This is a genomic window from Dyadobacter soli, assembly GCF_900101885.1.
GTDB classification, from domain to species: Bacteria; Bacteroidota; Bacteroidia; order Cytophagales; family Spirosomataceae; genus Dyadobacter; species Dyadobacter soli.
Map to the genome: position 1 here is coordinate 174022 of NZ_FNAN01000011.1, position 17062 is coordinate 191083.

The window sequence follows — 17062 nt, forward strand, 5'->3', positions numbered from 1 at the left end:
AAGGTGGTCGGTTTGTTTAACTACCTCAAAATAAGCGGCATGTGGCCTCAAAAAACTTGACAGGGCTTATCCGGGAATATGATTTGTGTCAGGTTTTAGCTGGCGATTAGTGTAGCAGTTTTTCTCAGAGTGCCCCTGAGCAGTTTATAGATTTCAAACCACAGAACAGAGGCCATACCGCATCCGATACTGAAAAGTACTCGCCCTGTATCAGGCATTGAAAGCCGGAACAGCTCCGAGACAGCCGGGATCAGAAATATCAGAACAGTTAAACAGATGGTTATAGCCAGCGTATAGTATATCAGCTTGTTGCCCGGTTTAAGGGATACGGCAAGGCTGCCCTGATAGGAGCGGTTTGTTAAAGTTAAGGCAACGTTGGCCGAGATCATGCCAATGAAGATCATAGCGCGGGTGGTATCCTCAGACTGGCCGCCATTTACCGCGACCTGGTAAATCAGTATCAGTGCAGCGGCGATCACAACCCCCTGCAAGATGCTCAGTGACAGCTCGCGCAAACCAAAAAGCCTGCTCGTGGCCGGGCGCGGCTTTTCATGCAAAAGGCCCACGCGCGCTGGCTCATTTTCGTAGACGATCGAGCAAGTTGGACCCATAATCAGCTCAAAAAATATAATGTGTACGGGATCGAAAATGACCGGATAGTACCAGTTTAGCGCCAGAGGTAGAAATACAAGCAGGATCAGTGGCGTGTGTATCGCAACAATATACCGGATAGCATTCCGAAGGTTGATGTAAATGCGCCTGCCGCTCTGGATGGCGGTGACCATTCCGCCCAGATCGTCGTTGAGAAGGATCAGGGACGAGGCCTGGCGCGCGATCTCGGTGCCTTTCCTTCCCATGGCAATTCCGATATCTGCCGCTTTTAAGGCCGGGCCATCATTGACGCCGTCGCCGGTCATCGCAACGATCTCTCCCCTAGATTTTAAGGCACGGATCACGCGCAGTTTAGCCTCGGGGAACATCCTGGCAAATACGGTGATCGCGCCAACTTCTTTCACCAAGGCATTATCGTCCAGGGCCATTATCTGTTCTCCTGTCGCAATGCGGTCGCTGACGCGCAACCCAATTTGCCGGGCAATGTGGGTGGTTGTTACCGGGTTATCTCCAGTCAGGATTTTGACCTGCACGCCGGCCTGATAGAATGCTGCCAGAACTTTTGCCATCCCCGCTTTGGGAGGATCATAAAATGCCACCAGGCCAAGGGTTTGAAAGGGTAGGCTTTGCTGGCTCTCGGGGAAATTCGTGCCTTGGAAGTCTGATTTTCCTACGGCCAGTACCCGAAACCCTTTGGATGTAAAGCTGGCAGTGGCATCCAGCAAGGCAGCGCGGTCTTCGGCGGAGAGGGCTGGCATATTCATCAGGGGTTCGGGCGCTCCTTTGACAGCGATGATATTCTGATTTTCTTTGCCCCGCCAGATATGGGTCATCATCGGCGGTTTGCCTTCCAGTGGATAGCCCAGCAGCATCGTCAACCCATCGTGTGCAGGCAGCCGGGTAGGAGAGGTCTTTTCAAAGACGCGTTGAAGTTCTGCTTCCATGGGATCAAACGGGCTTATTTCACTGGCCAGCGCCGCATGATAGAGCAGCTGCGAGGCACCTGCGGAAAGGGCGGAAAAGTCTGTAACCAGCTCCCTCCCGTTGAGCACGAACACTGCGCAAAGCGACATTTTGTTTTCGGTAAGTGTTCCTGTTTTGTCGGTACAGATCACAGTCGCGCTGCCGAGGGCTTCCACGGTTTGCATCTGCTTGACTATAATGCCCTGTTTCATTAGCCGGTAAGCACCTAGTGCCATGAAGGTGGTGAAAGCAACCGGGATTTCTTCGGGCAGAATACTCATAGCCAGCGTCAATGCACCCAACAGACTTTCGGGCAGATTCCCCGACCGGGCAAACCGGATTGCCCAGACGGCTGCGAATATAACTGCTCCGACGACAGCCATGTCCCTTACAAGGCGGCGGATCTGAACTTGTAAAACTGATTTCGCTGGTAGAATGGAATCAATGCTGCTGCCGATCCGGGCAAGTCGGGTAGCGCCGCCAACCACTGTAACACGGCAGACAGCTTGGCCGGAGGTGACCTGAGTGCCCGCAAATAGCGGGTCGGGAGGGTTACCGGCGAGTTTGTAGACCGGCATGGACTCGCCGGTCAGTATCGATTCATTGACCGAGAAATCGTCACCCGACAATATTATCGAATCTGCCGGTACGAGCGTTCCTTCATCCAGCTCAACGATGTCGCCTACAACCAATGCCTCACTTTTAAGCAATGTCCAGGTTTGGTCACGAAGAACGCGGTATGCCGGGCTGGTGAACTTTTCCAGGCTGACTAATGCCCGGCGGGTCCGGCTCTCTTGAATAAGTGAGATCGTTGCCACCAGCCCGATCGCTACCAGCATGATAACTGCTTCCCTGGTCGAGCCCATCAAAAAATAGATTATCACCGCAGCCACCAACAGCATTAGCATTGGTTCAGCTACTGTTGCTTTCAGAATAAACCAGAGTCCGGACGTTTTTTGTTTTTTCAGCATGTTCTGCCCATGCTGCTTGCGGGAGGCTTCTGCCTGGTCAGTAGTAAGACCACTGTATTTTAGGGAATCTTTCACAGGCCATTACATTAAGTGGTAAAGGTTGCTGGAATTAGTGCCTATTTAACTGACGATAATCATTTTAGCGGCAACTGTGCGTCATCCTGGCGCATCCAACAGGTATTTATTTTTGAGATGTACGTTCAGTTTAAACCTTAAACACCTACGGTTATGTCAACTACATCTCTGGTAAAACCCACAGGTTTTTTGCCGTTTTTATTTGATGATTCATTTAGTCCATGGCCCGATCGTAACGACCTTGAACGGTTCCTCGGTCGGCAGTCGGTGCCGGCGGCTAACATCACAGAGAATAAGCAAGCGTTTTCTATCAGGGTAGCAGCGCCTGGCTTGACAAAAGATGACTTCAAGATTGATTTGCACGATGACTTCATCGTGATCAGCAGTGAGAAGAAGTCCAACAGTGAAGAGGAAGAGAATGGCTACAAGCGAAAAGAGTTTAGCTATAACAGCTTTTCAAGAAGCTTTCAACTACCCGACCAAATTGATAAGGATAAGATCGAAGCCACCTACCAAGACGGTATTTTGGCAATCAGCCTGCCCAAGAAAGCAGTTGCGGAAAATAATGCTACTACACGGCAAGTATCAATCAAGTAAGGCTTGCAGCTAAAAGTAAGTGCCGCCGGTAATCCCGGCGGCACTTTTCGTTTTAGTTTAGTTTAGGTCAGTTATGCATCCAATTTTGAGTTCAGACATGCTCGGAAAGTTTGCAGGTCCACACAGCCTCATGGGTGTGGTTGATCACATTTTCCGCGACGCTTCCCAGCACCATGTGGGTCAGGCCCGTGTAGCCGTGCGTGGCCATCGCGATCATCGAGCCTGGCATGCGGGCGGCGAATTTGAGTACACCCTTTTCTTCGGTGGAAGCATGGGTAACATGAACACTGTATCCGGAAAGGCCATAGTATTCGGCCAGATCGCCAAGCATACCAGTCAGGGTTTTATCAGAGTCTTTGACGTCAGGTGTCTTCACGTAAAGCAAGTGAAGGTGCGCGCCAAAAAATGATTGCAGTGCCCGGATCTGCCATATAAAGCGGTGCTGATCCAGATCGATAGTCGTGGGAAAAACGATATTGCGGATCTGGCTGATTCTTTGCCCCCTATGGATGGAAATAACGGGTACCGGCGCAGTCCTGACAATTTTTTCGGTATTCGAGCCCATCATCACTTCGGCGATTCCGTTGATTTCGTTTGTCCCTATCACCACCAGATCAGCTTCTGTCTCGTGTATGGTCTTAATCACAATCTGATGAAGCAATCCCTGCTCAACACGAAAGCCAGGTTCTATACTCGTTTTCAGCTCGCCCTTGACCCGGGCGAAATGCTCAGCTGCCTCGCGGCTCAATTCTGAGAGTATCGAGGCGGAACCTACCGAATACCCGTTCGGGTCCAGGCTTTCCAGGTAAACTGGCGCGATACTGACGACATGCAGCGCAGTGACCTGGCCATGCGCTGCTTCGGCCAGCTCGATAGCGAACCGGAGGGCGGACATCGAAAGTGCAGAGAAGTCAAAAGGGACAAGAATCTTTTTCATATGCAGCTCGCTTAGGTTAAATTGGTTATTTAAACCAGTTGCAAGTTATTGATTGATAGTATTTTGAAAGATGACCAATAGCGCCGGGTAAACTGACTTTGCTCATGTCCGCCAAGGTTTGTCTGCTTTAATTTTATGTCCATACCAACTTTTCCAATATTATGCGGACCGCACTTGCTATACTGGCGATGATGCTCATCGGGTGCAGCCCCGAGATTAGAATTTACCATCAGGTTGAAAAGAGCAATCCCGTTAATCAATACAATACCTTTCAATGGGCAAAGGCAGATAGCCTCGCCTGGAAAATAAATTCGTTGTATTTCAATCAGTTAAATGATGGGAGAATCAAGCAGGCTGTCAATGATCTGCTGATAGCGAAAGGCTACCTACTTGGTCAGGATACTGCCGATCTGACACTGCGGTATGATATAAGCGTGCAGGAACTGTCCGTAGTGCTGCCGGATCCTTATGGGTATATGTACGGAGATTATTGGATGATGCCGCGCGATAACTTGTTCCGATACCGTGAGGCAACATTGATTATCGATGTCTGGCATTCAGTCAGCAGAAAGCTGATATGGCGTGGCTGGGCGGTTGCAGCCATTGAAGTTGTATTTGATGACGGGAAAAAGCCCGAAGTCGTTATTCGGTCGGTCGCAGCAAAAATTCTCGATGCGTTCCCATCGCATGCCGACCGAGGCGACTCGGTGGTCAGAAAAGATCGCATTGAAAACTAAGAGGGTGTCTCAAAAGGACACCTTTTTTGTTTTTAGGGCTTGGGTAATTTTTCGGGATTGATTATCTTTAGTTATAAGCAAATCAAAGAAAAATGGGTCGAAGACAGCCTAATTTCAAGCCTTATCACCAGCAGCAGTTGATGCTGCTTCCCCCAAGTTTAGATGAATTAGTCCCTAAAGGGCACGTTGTGCGCGTGGTCGATGATGTGATCAATAAGATCAATTTAGAGCCGCTCAATGCTGCCTACTACCTGACCGGTCCGGCGAGTTACCATCCTCAGATGCTGTTAAAAGTGCTCGTATTCGGCTATATGAGTAATATTTATTCAAGTAGAAAGCTGGAAGCAGCTTGTAAGGAGAGCATTTACTTTATGTATCTGAGCTCGATGAGCTTCCCCGACCATAACACGATCAACCGTTTTCGAGGGGTTCGTTTGAAGGATGCGTTCCGAACGATTTTTGAGCAGGTGGTGACTCTACTTGCCCAGGAAGGCTATTTAAGTATTGAGGAAGTGTTTACTGATGGTACCAAAATCGAGGCCAACGCTAATAAATACACCTTTGTTTGGAAGAAGGCGATAGCCAGCAGTAAGGAGAAGATGAAAAAGCAGCTGTCCGAGATCTGGGCGTATGCACAGAGCCTGGCTGCCACCGAGGACAACATGCCCGAGCCACCAGATCTTACCACAATCAACAAAGAGAAAGTACAGGATACGGTCGATACACTTAACCAGGTGCTTAGTAAAAAGGAAAACATCGACAAGAAGATGAAGGCTAAACTGGGTTATGTGACTAAGCATTACCCGGTTAACATCGCCCGCTACGAGCAGCAAGAAGCCATTTTAGGCGACCGAAATTCTTTTAGCAAGACCGATCCAGACGCCACGTTCATGAAGTTGAAAGAAGATCATATGCGCAATGGTCAGCTCAAACCAGCCTATAATGTTCAGATATCGACCTCTAACCAGTTCATCGTCAATTATACATTACATCCTAATACAACGGATACCAACACCCTGGCAAGCCACCTTGAACAACATGAAAAAAGCTTTGGCGCTGGCCCAAAATCACTGACAGCTGACGCAGGTTACGGTTCTGAGGAAAACTACACGTTATTGGAAGAAAAGAAGGTGACTGCCTTTGTGAAGTACAACCTGTTTGACAAACGCCAAAGCCGTACCTTCCACAAAAAACATCCATTTGCAGCTGACAAACTTTATTACAACCCTAAGCAAGACCATTACATCTGCCCGATGGGCCAGAAAATGGCTTACATAGGTGAGAGGACAAGGAAAACAACGACCGGTTTTGCGCAGACCCTAAGGCTTTATAAGGCCAGAAATTGTCAAAGTTGCCCTTTGAACGGAGCTTGTCACAAGTCACAAGGTGATAGGGTGATTCAGATCAATGTGAATCTGGAAAGGAAAAAGCAGCAAGCTGACCAGCTGCTAACAAGTGAAGAAGGCATCCAGAAACAAAAGAAACGATGTTTTGATGTCGAACCGGTCTTCGGCAACATAAAAAACAACCACGGCTTCCGGCGGTTTATGCTCCGCGGCAAACAGAAGGTCGAAATCGAGTGGGGATTGATCGCATTAGCCCAGAATATCAGGAAAAAGGCAGCCTAGAAGGGTCGTTTTCCTGGATATCGCCCGATTACACCGATTAGCTTTCGGTCTAGGGTTTTGATTGCAAGTTTGTATTTACCGAAATACCAGAACGAAAGAGGGTGCCCCATTTTTGGAATGAGACACCCTCTTAGTTTTGGTTAGAATGCAAATTCTTCTTCCTCTACAATCAGATTGTTGACTACCTGATTGACGCCTCTGGCAGACCAGGCTGCCTCCTCGGCATCATCGCGCTCCGCCCAAGATCTGACCCGGCCTTCCAGGGTTACACGGTTGCCGGTGATAAAAATTCTGATCTTCGATGAATCAATTGATGCGTGGCGTTGAAAGGCCGCACCTATTTTTTCGGTGACGTCCGAGTAGACAGGATGGGGCCGGACAGTGATTTCATTCACCACAAGCCGGATACCTTCTATGTTTTCGATCGCGGTTTTTGCCATATTTCTCTCATAACCCCAGTCGACCTGGCCGGAAAGGGTTACAAATCCATGCTCAACGGTGACCTTCAATTTTTCGTCGGCTACCGCAGTATGCCAGCGCAGGGCATGCAAGACCTGGTCAGCGATTTGCTGGTCGCTCTTCTGCTTGTTAGTCGGAAGGTGCACTTCCAGGTTTTCAACGACTGCTTTGACGGCCCCAACTTTGCGTGCACCCTTTTCCGCCGCAAGCTTTTTGGGGTAAGAATCAATAGTGCCTGACAAAGTCACAATCCCGTCTTTAACAGACACTCCGATTTCCGCGGCAGCCAATGCGGGCTCCCAACGAAGTTGCTCGATGACATCTTTTTGGATCTCAAAATCGGTTTTCATGATTTTTTGATATTAAGTTGACCACTTTGTTTAAGTTTTCGCAGGAAAACTGTGTACTCGAAATTAGCCGGTCCTGGTGTGCGCAATAATGATCAGTGTCAATATGTAATGTGATTGTTCTCCGATGTGCCGGACGGTCTGCATGTTAATCAGTATACAGGCTTGGCGCTAGCTTTTCGCTTTCCCCACTTATACTGATGCGTCCAGTACGCTGCCTTCATCGACAGGTATCCAATACCGGCTCCAACGAGCACGTCGCTGATATAATGCCGGTTATTGGCTACCCGTAACAGGCCCACAGAGGATGCGGCTGTGAAGCTTGCATAAGGGATCCAGGGGTAACGGTCCTTATATTCCTCGTTGAGGAAAGTGGCGGCGGCAAAAGCCTGGGTTGTATGGCCTGATGGGAAGGAGTTGTAAGAACTGCCATCGGGACGCAAGCTATGGGTGGCCGATTTTAGAATAGTGGCAGTGCTCAACGCCATCGCTTCACCTTTAATAAGAATGGCTGTTCTGTTCAAGGCATCTGTTTTCGAGCGCACCCCGAATGCATCCAGGACATAGGCGACAGCCAGCGGTGAAAACTGTATGTAATCGTCGATGTGCGTCCGGAACCGGGGCATATGGCGGTTGCGAGACTCGGCGAGCTCGTGGCTAATGGACTCCTCTGAATGACCGTTGGCTATCAGGCCGCCCAAAATCAGGGAAGCTGGCGCGTAAAGCTGTCGTAAAATCGGAATACGAGCCGTTACAACGCTATCCTGAGCAACAGGGGATGCTGGCTGCGCGGCAGCAAGCGTGGAAAGGCAAAGCAGAAATAGGAGGGGCCGCATAGCATAAAGAGGGTTTATTGGTCAGATCTATTTTTTAGAAACATAAGCAGCGAATAGGCGCCTTTTGTCACGCAAAGCGTGCCTTGCAGACCGGTTGGACTCAGGATTTCGGTCATGCCGTTTTCGCTATTGCCTGTCTGGGCTCCCGTCATGGTAAACCCATCTTTGCCAGGGACGAATATGTACTCTTTTCCTTCAAAGCTGACGATGGCTTCTTCCGGCAGGACGGTCGCATGACGGGATTCCAGTGCAAGCTCGGCATTCATAAATGTGCCCGGCAAAAGATCGGGCTCGTATTTTTGGAAGTGGCAATGGACTTCGGCCGTGCGCTCGCGTGAGAGGTCTTTTCCAACCAGAATCACTTCGCAGGCTAGTTTCCGCTCTGGCCTGGCATTGGTAAAGGCCATTACCTGCTGGCCTTTGCGGATCTTGTCAAGGTCTTTTTCAAACACTTTCAGCGCCAAATGGATATCCGATGGATTGATCAGGTCAAAAAGTACTTCGGTGGGGGCCAGGTATTTGCCAATGTTCACATTAACCCGTGACACATAACCCGAGATCGGTGAGTAAATGTTGACGCTACGCGAAATCCGGTCAACACTTATCTGCTTTGGATTGATGCCTGCAAGCCGGAGCTTTTCGGCCAAAGCGCTGACGGCCACCTGTTGGGCCAGAAAGTCGGCTTCGGCTTGTTGGTAGGTTTTGTCACTCACCGACTTAGAGGCATTAAGGCTCCTCTGGCGATCGTACTCGGTCTCGAGGTATTTGATGCGCGCGGTGCCGGCGAGGTAGTCCTGTTGCAGCTGAATGTACTGCTGGTCTTCCAGCACCGCCAATACCTGCCCTTTTTGCACGTGCATTCCAGGCAGCAGGTTGGTTGATTTCAAATAGCCTCCGAGCGGCGCGCTGATCGATACCATGTTTTGTGGTGGTACATCGATTTTACCGTTAAGTCGTAATACGGATGCAACCGGTCTGACTTGGGGCAACGCGGTGACGATGCCCGCATTACGGATTTGGCCGGGCGTCAGTTTCGCGACGTTTTCTTGTGTCGGCATTTGGGCGGCAGACTCCTGTTCGGCGGTCTTCGCCGTGCAGGAGGCCAGCAGGATGCCCAGCGCCGTATAAAGGACAAATTTGACAGTCATCATTCATTTATTGGCTAAGGAAATAGTCCAGGTCAATGGTATTCTCATTCAGGTTGGCAATCGTATCAAGGTATTCGCTTCTGATCGAAGTGGCCTGGGCGATCAGCTGGCTCCATTCCACATAATTGATATTGCCTTCTTCAAGCTGGCGGGTCGCCGTCAGGACAATCAGCTCGGCATTGGGGACGGCGGAATCCCGATAATAGCCGACGCGTTCGAGCAGCTGACGGTAATTCGTAAGCACTGTCCTGTAGCGGGCCATAAACTGCTGTTGCTGAATCAGATATTGCTCCCCGGTAGCCTCTCCGGCGATCTTCGCTGCACGGATACGCGCTTTTTGTGCACCTGCGAAAACAGGTATCCCTACCCCCAACTGCGCAGCCTGAAAGCGCGGCCAGCCATTGTAAAGTTTGTTGTCAGCACCGGTGCCACGCATGCTCATGTTGTTGTAGGCCAGACTTAATTCGGGCAAAAGCCGTGCTTTCTCGACAGCGACAGCCGCGCCGGCAATATCTTGTTGCCGGCGGGCCAGCTGCATATAGGGGTGCGATAATAATTTGGTCGTGTCGGTATATCCGCTAAGAGAAAAGACAAGCGGGCCGTCGAGCGGTTCATGCGGTTCCGATCCGTTTAGCAGCAGGTTGAATGTGATGAGCGCCAGTTTTTGATCAGTAGCCAACTGCCCGCGCTGCTGCCTGATCTGCCCGAGCTGCATTTCAGCGCTTGTCTTTTCGAGTACGTTGGTTTCTCCCCGGGCCAGGCGCTCATTGGCGCGCGTAGCGACCGCGCTGAAAAGGCTGTCGAGGGAGGCGAGAAGCCGGGATTTTTGTCTTAGGTAAAGCAGCATGTAAAACTGATGCGTGACGTTTCGCCGCAGGTCGAGCGCGGTGACGGAGGCTTGCAGGGCGCTTGCCTGAAATTCCTCTTCCAGAAGCGAGCGTTGCCGCCGGTAAACCACTGGAAGAAACACCGACTGGGATACTGCAAACCGCGTATCGGTGTAAGCGCTGTTGATCTGCCCTGCCTCTATATTCACGTTGGTTTGAGGTAGGTTGACTGCGGTTTTGATAAGTGCCTGCCGGTACTGTGTCCGTAACTTTTCGCTTTTTAACAAACTGTTGTCTTTCAGCGTCAGGTTAATAGCCGTTTCCAGGGCGATCTGTTTTTGGGCGTGGGCCTGATCGGGTGCGAGCAGGCAACCGGAGATCAACAGGGCGGCAGCGCTTGCTTTGAGCTGGAACCGGTTTTCGAATACCATGTAAAGTACCGGTAAGACAAACAATGTGAGCGCGGTCGCGACCAGAAGGCCGCCGATCACTACCGTTGCCAGCGGTCGTTGTACTTCCGCCCCGGCGCCATTACTTACAGCCATGGGTAAAAAGCCCAGCGAAGCGACAAAAGCGGTCATCAGAACCGGGCGAAGCCGGTGGCTAGCGCCTTCCAGTATCGCTTTTCGAACAGCGATTTCACCCGCCTTACGAATCCGGTTGAATTCCGCTACGAGTACAATCCCGTTCAGTACGGCCACGCCGAATAGCGCGATAAAGCCGATCCCGGCACTGATGCTGAACGGCATTCCGCGCAGGGCGAGCAGGAAAATTCCCCCGATAGCCGATAGCGGGATTGCCGAGTAAATCAGCAGCCCGTCACGCGCCGAGTCGAATGCAAAATACAGCAGCACAAAGATGAGCACCAGCGAAAGAGGCACGGCGATCATCAGTCGTGCTTTGGCTGCATTCAGGTTTTCGAAAGCGCCGCCATAGGTGACATAGTAGCCGGCCGGCAGTTGCAATTTTTTGCCGACTTTGGCCTGAACTTCGTTGACAATGCTTTGTACATCACGCCCGGCCACATTGAATCCCACCACAATGCGGCGCTTGGCATCCTCCCGCTGGATTTGATTGGGACCAGTAACAATACGGATGTCGGCCAGCTGGGAAAGCGGGACCTGGATCCCACCGGGCGTAGGTACCAGCAGGTCCCGGATCTGTGCGACGTTCCTTTTTTGAGCCGGGTTGAGCCTTACGACCAGATCAAATCGTTTTTCTCCTTCGAAAACCATCCCGGTATTTTGGCCGGCGAGTCCGGTGTTTACGATCCGGTTCACCGCTCCGACAGTAAGACCGAATTGTGCAATGGTGTTTCGGTTGTACCGTATCACGATCTGTGGCAGGCCCGACATAGCTTCGATGTATAGGTTCCGGGCGCCATTGACCTGATTGACAAGTTTACCCAGCCGGGCGGCATACAATGCCAACGTGTCCAGATTCTCGCCGAATATTTTGCAAACCACATCCTGCCGTGCGCCGGTCATGAGCTCATTGAAGCGCATTTGCACTGGAAATTGGAATCCGGCCGTCACGCCGGGTATTTCCTGCAATACGCGGCCCATTTTTTCCGAAAGCTCGGGAAAGGTGCTTGCCGAAGTCCATTCACTTTTGTCTTTCAGGATCACCATCATATCGCTCGCTTCCATGGGCATCGGATCGGTAGGGACCTCGCCGCTGCCGATTTTGGTAACGACCTTCTCCACCTCGGGGAAGCGGGTTTTAAGAATGTGTGCCGCCTTAGTAGTATTGGCGATTGTGGTGGTCAGGCTGCTGCCCGTAAGCACACGCGTGTCGACGGCAAAATCCCCTTCTTCCAACGCGGGTATGAACTCGCCCCCCAGGGCAGTCAGGGTAAATATCGCCGCGGTGAAAAGCAGTAGCGCGGATAGCATGACAGTTTTAGGGAAGTGCAGCAGTTTATCCAAGGCGATCAGGTAGCCGGCCGTGATTTTGCGCATTACACGGTCGGACCAATTGGGCTCCTGGCTAACTTTTTTACTTAAAAACACCGAGCTCATCATCGGAATGTAGGTGATCGAGAGCAGAAACGCCCCTAGCAATGCAAATGCCACAGTTTGCGCCATGGGTTTAAACATTTTCCCTTCTATACCTTGCAGGGTGAATATGGGCAGGTATACAATTAAGATAATCATCTGCCCGAATACGGCGCTGTTCATCATGCGGTCAGCCGATTCGTTGACCTGCTCGTCCATTTGGCTTTGCGTGAGCCGTTCGGTGCCTGAAAAATGGCTGCTCCGGGCGATCTGATGCATTACCGCCTCGACAATGATCACGGCCCCGTCGACAATCAGGCCGAAATCCAGTGCGCCAAGGCTCATCAGGTTACCGCTGACGCCGAAGGTGTTCATCATGATGACGGCAAAAAGCATAGCTAGCGGAATCACCGACGCGACCAGCAGACCCGCCCTGAGGTTTCCCAGAAAGATCACCAGCACGAAAACGACGATCAATGCCCCTTCCAGCAAGTTCTTTTCCACGGTTCCGATGGCGTTGTTTACCATTTTGGTGCGGTCCAGAAAAGGTTCTATCACCACACCTTCAGGCAATGTTTTCTGGATCTGCGCCACGCGTTGTTTCACCGCGTTGATCACCTCGCTGCTGTTGGCTCCTTTGAGCATCATCACCACGGCTCCCGAAACTTCACCCTGGTCGTTGTAGCACATCGCCCCGTAGCGTGTGGCGAAGCCGGTCTTGACCTCGGCAACATCGCGAATAAACACCGGTTGTCCATCGGGCAGGTTCCTGACGGCAATGCTGCCGATATCTTCGAGATTTTCTACAAGCCCCTCGCTGCGGATGTAGAGCACCGAGGGGCCTTTTTCGATGTAAGCGCCGCCGGTATTGGCGTTGTTTTCCTGCAACGCAGTAAATATATCGTTGATATTCAGTCCCATGGAAAGCAGTTTGGCGGGATCCACTTCTATTGAATATTGTTTGAGCTTACCGCCGAAACTGCTTACTTCTGCAACTCCTTTCACACCAAGTAGTTGTCTCCTGACAATCCAGTCCTGAATCGTGCGGAGCTCGGTTTCATCATAACGGTGCCGGTAACTCTCCTTGGCACGCACCACGTACTGATAAATTTCGCCGAGCCCGGTGCTGATCGGCCCAAGCTCCGGTGTACCGATACCTTGCGGGATTTGCGCCTGTATTTTGGCAAGACGCTCGGAGACTTGTTGCCGTGCCCAGTACACATCCACATCGTCCTCAAAAACGATCGTAACCAGGGAAAGGCCAAAGCGTGAGAAGCTTCGTATCTCTTTCAGGCCCGAAATATTGTTGTTGGCCTGCTCGATGGGAAACGTAACCAACCTTTCGATGTCGGTCGCGCCAAAAGATGGCGCGATTGTGATAACCTGAACCTGGTTGTTGGTGATGTCGGGTACCGCGTCGATCGGCAACCGGGTCAGCTCAAAGCTTCCGTACCCTATCAGCGCAAGGACCAGCAGCCCGACTATAAGCTTGTTTCTGACTGAAAAGGCGATGATTTTGTTCAGCATTGAGTCACTACGGGTTTTTCTTCAATGTGAGAACGAACTTGTTTTTGACTGAAATGGACTCGGCGATTTTAGCAATCACCAGGGTGGGGACCTGGATGTTGTGATCCGTGAGCCTCACGTCGAATTCACTGGTGAGTGTGCATTGCCCGTGGTCTATTACCAGTTGACCTCTTAAAACCCGCTTTTGTTTCACGCCATGGATATCAAGCACGCCTTCTGCGCTCACCGTGAAAGTGCCGTCCTTGCCGTAATCGATATGCTCGTTGATTTTGCCTGTAAAGCTGGCGGCCGGGTATTTCGCGGTTTCCATATAATTTTCATTGTAATGCTCTTGCATGAGCTTGTTTGGAAAACTAAATGCCCGGTGCTGCATCCGCACCGCGATTTCTCCGCTGGCGCTGCTGAGCAGCACCGCCACTTGCTGGTTTACAGCAGAGATATTTTCCAGGGGTGTTTCAGAGAAGAAGCTGGTCTGCCCGGTTTTGGTCATGTAAATCTGCGCGCTGGCGCAAATGGCCAGCAGCTGACTGGCCATAAGCAGAAATGCCAGTTTAAAGAGTCTAGTATCCATTGCTGTGTTTTTTGCTTTTGTCGAAACTGAATGTCCTGGCAACATTGAAGCCATAGAAGATATCCCCATTGCTCCATTTGCCCGTCGTCTGGCCCAGGAACTGCTTTTCGATCATGCCGCGCGAGTTGGTTAGGTGAAGCTGGAACACGTGACCGCCTGTCTCAATGTCAAATCCGAGCGAGAGCGTATTGGTGTATTGCGGGTCGCGTTGGGTGGTGCCGCCGATCGTTTTAGGCGTATACCAATATTCGGCATTGAATGAGGTCCGTTTGGTGAGCTTGTAGCGCCCGCCCATACCCAAAGCATAGACATTGTTCGCATCCAAAGGCTTTTGGGCCAGATTCCGGTGCATTACAGTGGGTGTAAGTTGCAAGGAGAGCTTCTCGTTGAATTTGCGGGCGATCAGCGCCTGAAACGTGTACGTCTGGCGCTGGGTAATGGTATAAAACGGAAGGTCGGGCGTGGAGGTACTCGCATTATGTGCGTCACTGGCAAAAAGCGTAACCGATACAGGCACATTACGCAGGCCGCTCGACTGGCGAAGCAGCCGGTATTTTACGAAAAGGTCGATCGTTTTTTGATAGCTGCTGCGGCCCAGACCTACCATCAGCCGGTCGGTGAGGCCGTATTCCAGCGCGAGGCGGATTTGGGATTCGTCCAAGCCGAAAAAGTTGCCGGCCCCGGAATTAATCGCCCCGAAGCGGTGCGAAATGATGAAGTCCATGTTGTTCTTGCCAACCGTTTCGATCGAATGCCCGTTGATAATGCGGGTGCCCTTGAAGGTTGCTGCTACATACTGGACCGTGGAGTCGTCGGCTTGTTCCAACTGCTTCATCAGGTCGGTCTGGGCCAATGCAACGGAAGTGATCAGACTGAAAAACAGGACAGATGTCGTTTTGAGCATGGCTTAGGCAGTTATAGTAAGGACTTGGTCGGTAAGTGAGGTCGTGTAAACGGCTATTCCTTTCCTGCCTTCGCTATTGAGACCTTTGCCTGTATTGTCGTATTTGGCGCCGTGTGCTGTGCAATAGAAATGGTCGGTTTGGTAGATTACCTCATTCCGGCCTTCGTGGCTGCATGTTCGGGTGGCCGCGATGTAGGAGCCGGTATTGCTTCGGGCGATGACGACGCCATCCTTTACGACGTATCCGCCATTGGATTTCAGAGCAGCATAAGCAGGGTCGTTCAGATCGAGGGTCATATTGGTGGGCGCGGGATTGACCCGGTCGTTGGTACATGATTGCAGATGGCTGCCAAAATAAATTGCGGAAAGTGCAGCTCCGCCAAAGCCCAGCTTGCGCAGGAATGCATGGCGGCTCAGGTTCTGAGCGTGTCCGGTGGAGTTCATAGATGATTAGCAGGATTAACCCTGATTGTTTTCTGTTTGAATCAAAGGTATCCCTGCCTTTCTTAAGGGATTCTCAAGGGATTCTTAAGATTACCTTAAGATTGGAAATGAGAGCGTAACCCGGGTGCCTTTACCTAGCTGGCTATGGATGTTGAAATCCACGCCAAGCATTTCGCACATGCGGCTCACGATCGACAGGCCCAGACCGCTTCCTTTTACTTCGGGATGGGACAGGGGGGCCGAACGGTAGAAAGCATCGCGTATACGACTGATGTCGTCCGGGTCAATGCCGATTCCCTGGTCGGATACCGTGTAGCACGTCTTTTCACCGGAAGTCTCGATTCGGATTGTCATGCCGGCCGGGCCAGGCGAATATTTCACCGCATTGGAAATAATGTTATCGAGCATGATATCGGTCATGTACGGATCACTATATACGAAGTGCGACCCGTCCGTTTCCAGATCCACGGAAAGATTCTTTTCAACGATCTGCTGCTGGTGACGCGCCAGCACGTTGCCAGTGAGTTCGGAAAGATCCACTGCGCGCATATCCATGGCCTCTTGCTGGCTTTCGAACCGAGTTAGGAGAAGGAGCTGGTCAACCAGGTGGTTGATGCGGTCCATTTCTGTTATGCAGTAAGAGATCTTTTCAACATATTCATCCGCCGATCTCGGCTTTCGTATCAGTACTTCCAGCGTTCCTTTAATCACCGCCAGTGGTGTGCGGAGCTCATGCGATGCATCGGCCGTGAACCGTTTTTCCCGCTCGATCGCATGCTCGACTCGGGTCATCAACTCGTTTAGCGTGGTCACCAGCAGGTGCAGTTCATCGCGGACAGCCGGTACCGGGATACGGCTCTCCATGTTGTCGTTGGAAATCTTACTGGCGGTTTCAATCACCGTCAGCACCGGTTGTATACTCCTGCCGGCGATATACCGTGTGAAAACGAACAGGATCGCCAGCACCGCCGGAAAAGCAATTAAAAGCACGACTTTAAGATTAAAAAGCACTCCTTCTGATTCGTCGATAGGCATTGCTACCACAATGTAGCCAGCGGGCCGGTTATTTGCCTGGATGGTCAGTTGAACCTGCGCTATTGTAAGCCCGCGCAAAGTGGTCTTGAATACAGCTTGATCTGCCGACGAGAAATGGAGTTTGAGCGAATCATTTTTCAGATTGGGCGATTTGTCGATGACGTTTCCGGAAAGGTTTGTCAGCACGACAAATACCGGATTGATTTCCAGTTCGCTATGCTCACGTTCGAGCCATTCCGCTTTATCGGCGAAATAGGGTTGTCCTTGCCGGACGCCTACTTCGTAAAAATGTTTGTCCAGCTCATAGCCAAGGTCTTTTTCCAGACGGTTGAAAACCGTTGCGCTGACTATGTAATAAATCAGCAGAAAGATCAGGGCCACCAATAGTCCGGTACCCAGCGTGAAGTTAAGGGCAATCCGGTTTCGATAGGAGGACTTCATCGGCGC

At 51.1% G+C, this 17062-nt stretch carries 13 protein-coding genes; 3 read left to right on the forward strand and 10 right to left on the reverse strand.

From position 1 onward, the window contains the following. Positions 1–95: 95 nt before the first annotated feature. Positions 96–2621: a cation-translocating P-type ATPase gene (locus BLQ88_RS19255; protein WP_090153484.1), complete on the reverse strand. Its 2526-nt coding sequence runs from the start codon at positions 2619–2621 to the stop codon at positions 96–98. Between the two features lie 153 nt (positions 2622–2774). Between BLQ88_RS19255 and BLQ88_RS19260 the strand changes: the two genes are divergently transcribed. Then, a complete protein-coding gene (locus BLQ88_RS19260) occupies positions 2775–3218 on the forward strand; it encodes an Hsp20/alpha crystallin family protein (protein WP_090153486.1) in 444 nt (147 codons plus the stop codon). 91 nt (positions 3219–3309) lie between these two features. On the opposite strand, the gene BLQ88_RS19265 is transcribed toward BLQ88_RS19260, so the two are convergent. Further along, the gene (locus BLQ88_RS19265) at positions 3310–4155 is read right to left on the reverse strand and encodes a universal stress protein (RefSeq protein WP_090153488.1); all 846 of its coding nucleotides are present in this window, start codon (positions 4153–4155) and stop codon (positions 3310–3312) included. A 161-nt stretch (positions 4156–4316) separates the two neighbouring features. On the opposite strand from BLQ88_RS19265, the gene BLQ88_RS19270 reads away from it, so the two are divergent. Continuing rightward, positions 4317–4892, forward strand: a complete 576-nt coding sequence (locus tag BLQ88_RS19270; protein ID WP_090153490.1) for a DUF4136 domain-containing protein — start codon at positions 4317–4319, stop codon at positions 4890–4892. Positions 4893–4984: 92 nt separating this feature from the next. Further along, positions 4985–6520, forward strand: a complete 1536-nt coding sequence (locus tag BLQ88_RS19275) for an IS1182 family transposase (RefSeq protein ID WP_090153492.1) — start codon at positions 4985–4987, stop codon at positions 6518–6520. A 140-nt stretch (positions 6521–6660) separates the two neighbouring features. Here BLQ88_RS19275 and BLQ88_RS19280 read toward each other — a convergent pair whose 3' ends face one another. The 8 genes from BLQ88_RS19280 to BLQ88_RS19315 form a co-directional block, all read right to left on the reverse strand. Further along, positions 6661–7329: a BON domain-containing protein gene (locus BLQ88_RS19280; RefSeq protein ID WP_090153494.1), complete on the reverse strand. Its 669-nt coding sequence runs from the start codon at positions 7327–7329 to the stop codon at positions 6661–6663. Between the two features lie 149 nt (positions 7330–7478). Next, complete coding sequence (locus BLQ88_RS19285; protein ID WP_090153496.1) at positions 7479–8162, reverse strand: phosphatase PAP2 family protein; 684 nt, start codon at positions 8160–8162, stop codon at positions 7479–7481. 14 nt (positions 8163–8176) lie between these two features. Then, positions 8177–9313 (reverse strand): efflux RND transporter periplasmic adaptor subunit, encoded by a 1137-nt coding sequence (locus BLQ88_RS19290; protein WP_090153498.1) that lies wholly within the window; start codon positions 9311–9313, stop codon positions 8177–8179. Positions 9314–9317: 4 nt separating this feature from the next. Next, positions 9318–13661, reverse strand: a complete 4344-nt coding sequence (locus BLQ88_RS19295; protein WP_090153500.1) for a CusA/CzcA family heavy metal efflux RND transporter — start codon at positions 13659–13661, stop codon at positions 9318–9320. A gap of 7 nt (positions 13662–13668) precedes the next feature. Next, a complete protein-coding gene (locus BLQ88_RS19300) occupies positions 13669–14232 on the reverse strand; it encodes a YceI family protein (protein WP_229212757.1) in 564 nt (187 codons plus the stop codon). Continuing rightward, positions 14222–15136, reverse strand: a complete 915-nt coding sequence (locus BLQ88_RS19305) for a DUF5777 family beta-barrel protein (protein WP_090153503.1) — start codon at positions 15134–15136, stop codon at positions 14222–14224. Before BLQ88_RS19305 ends, BLQ88_RS19300 begins: the two co-directional genes overlap by 11 nt. A 3-nt stretch (positions 15137–15139) precedes the next feature. Continuing rightward, on the reverse strand, positions 15140–15580 hold the full coding sequence (locus BLQ88_RS19310) for a Rieske 2Fe-2S domain-containing protein (RefSeq protein WP_090153505.1): 441 nt from the start codon (positions 15578–15580) through the stop codon (positions 15140–15142). 90 nt (positions 15581–15670) lie between these two features. Then, entirely contained in the window at positions 15671–17056 is a 1386-nt protein-coding gene (locus BLQ88_RS19315) for a sensor histidine kinase (RefSeq protein WP_176885028.1), read from the reverse strand. Positions 17057–17062: the final 6 nt, after the last annotated feature.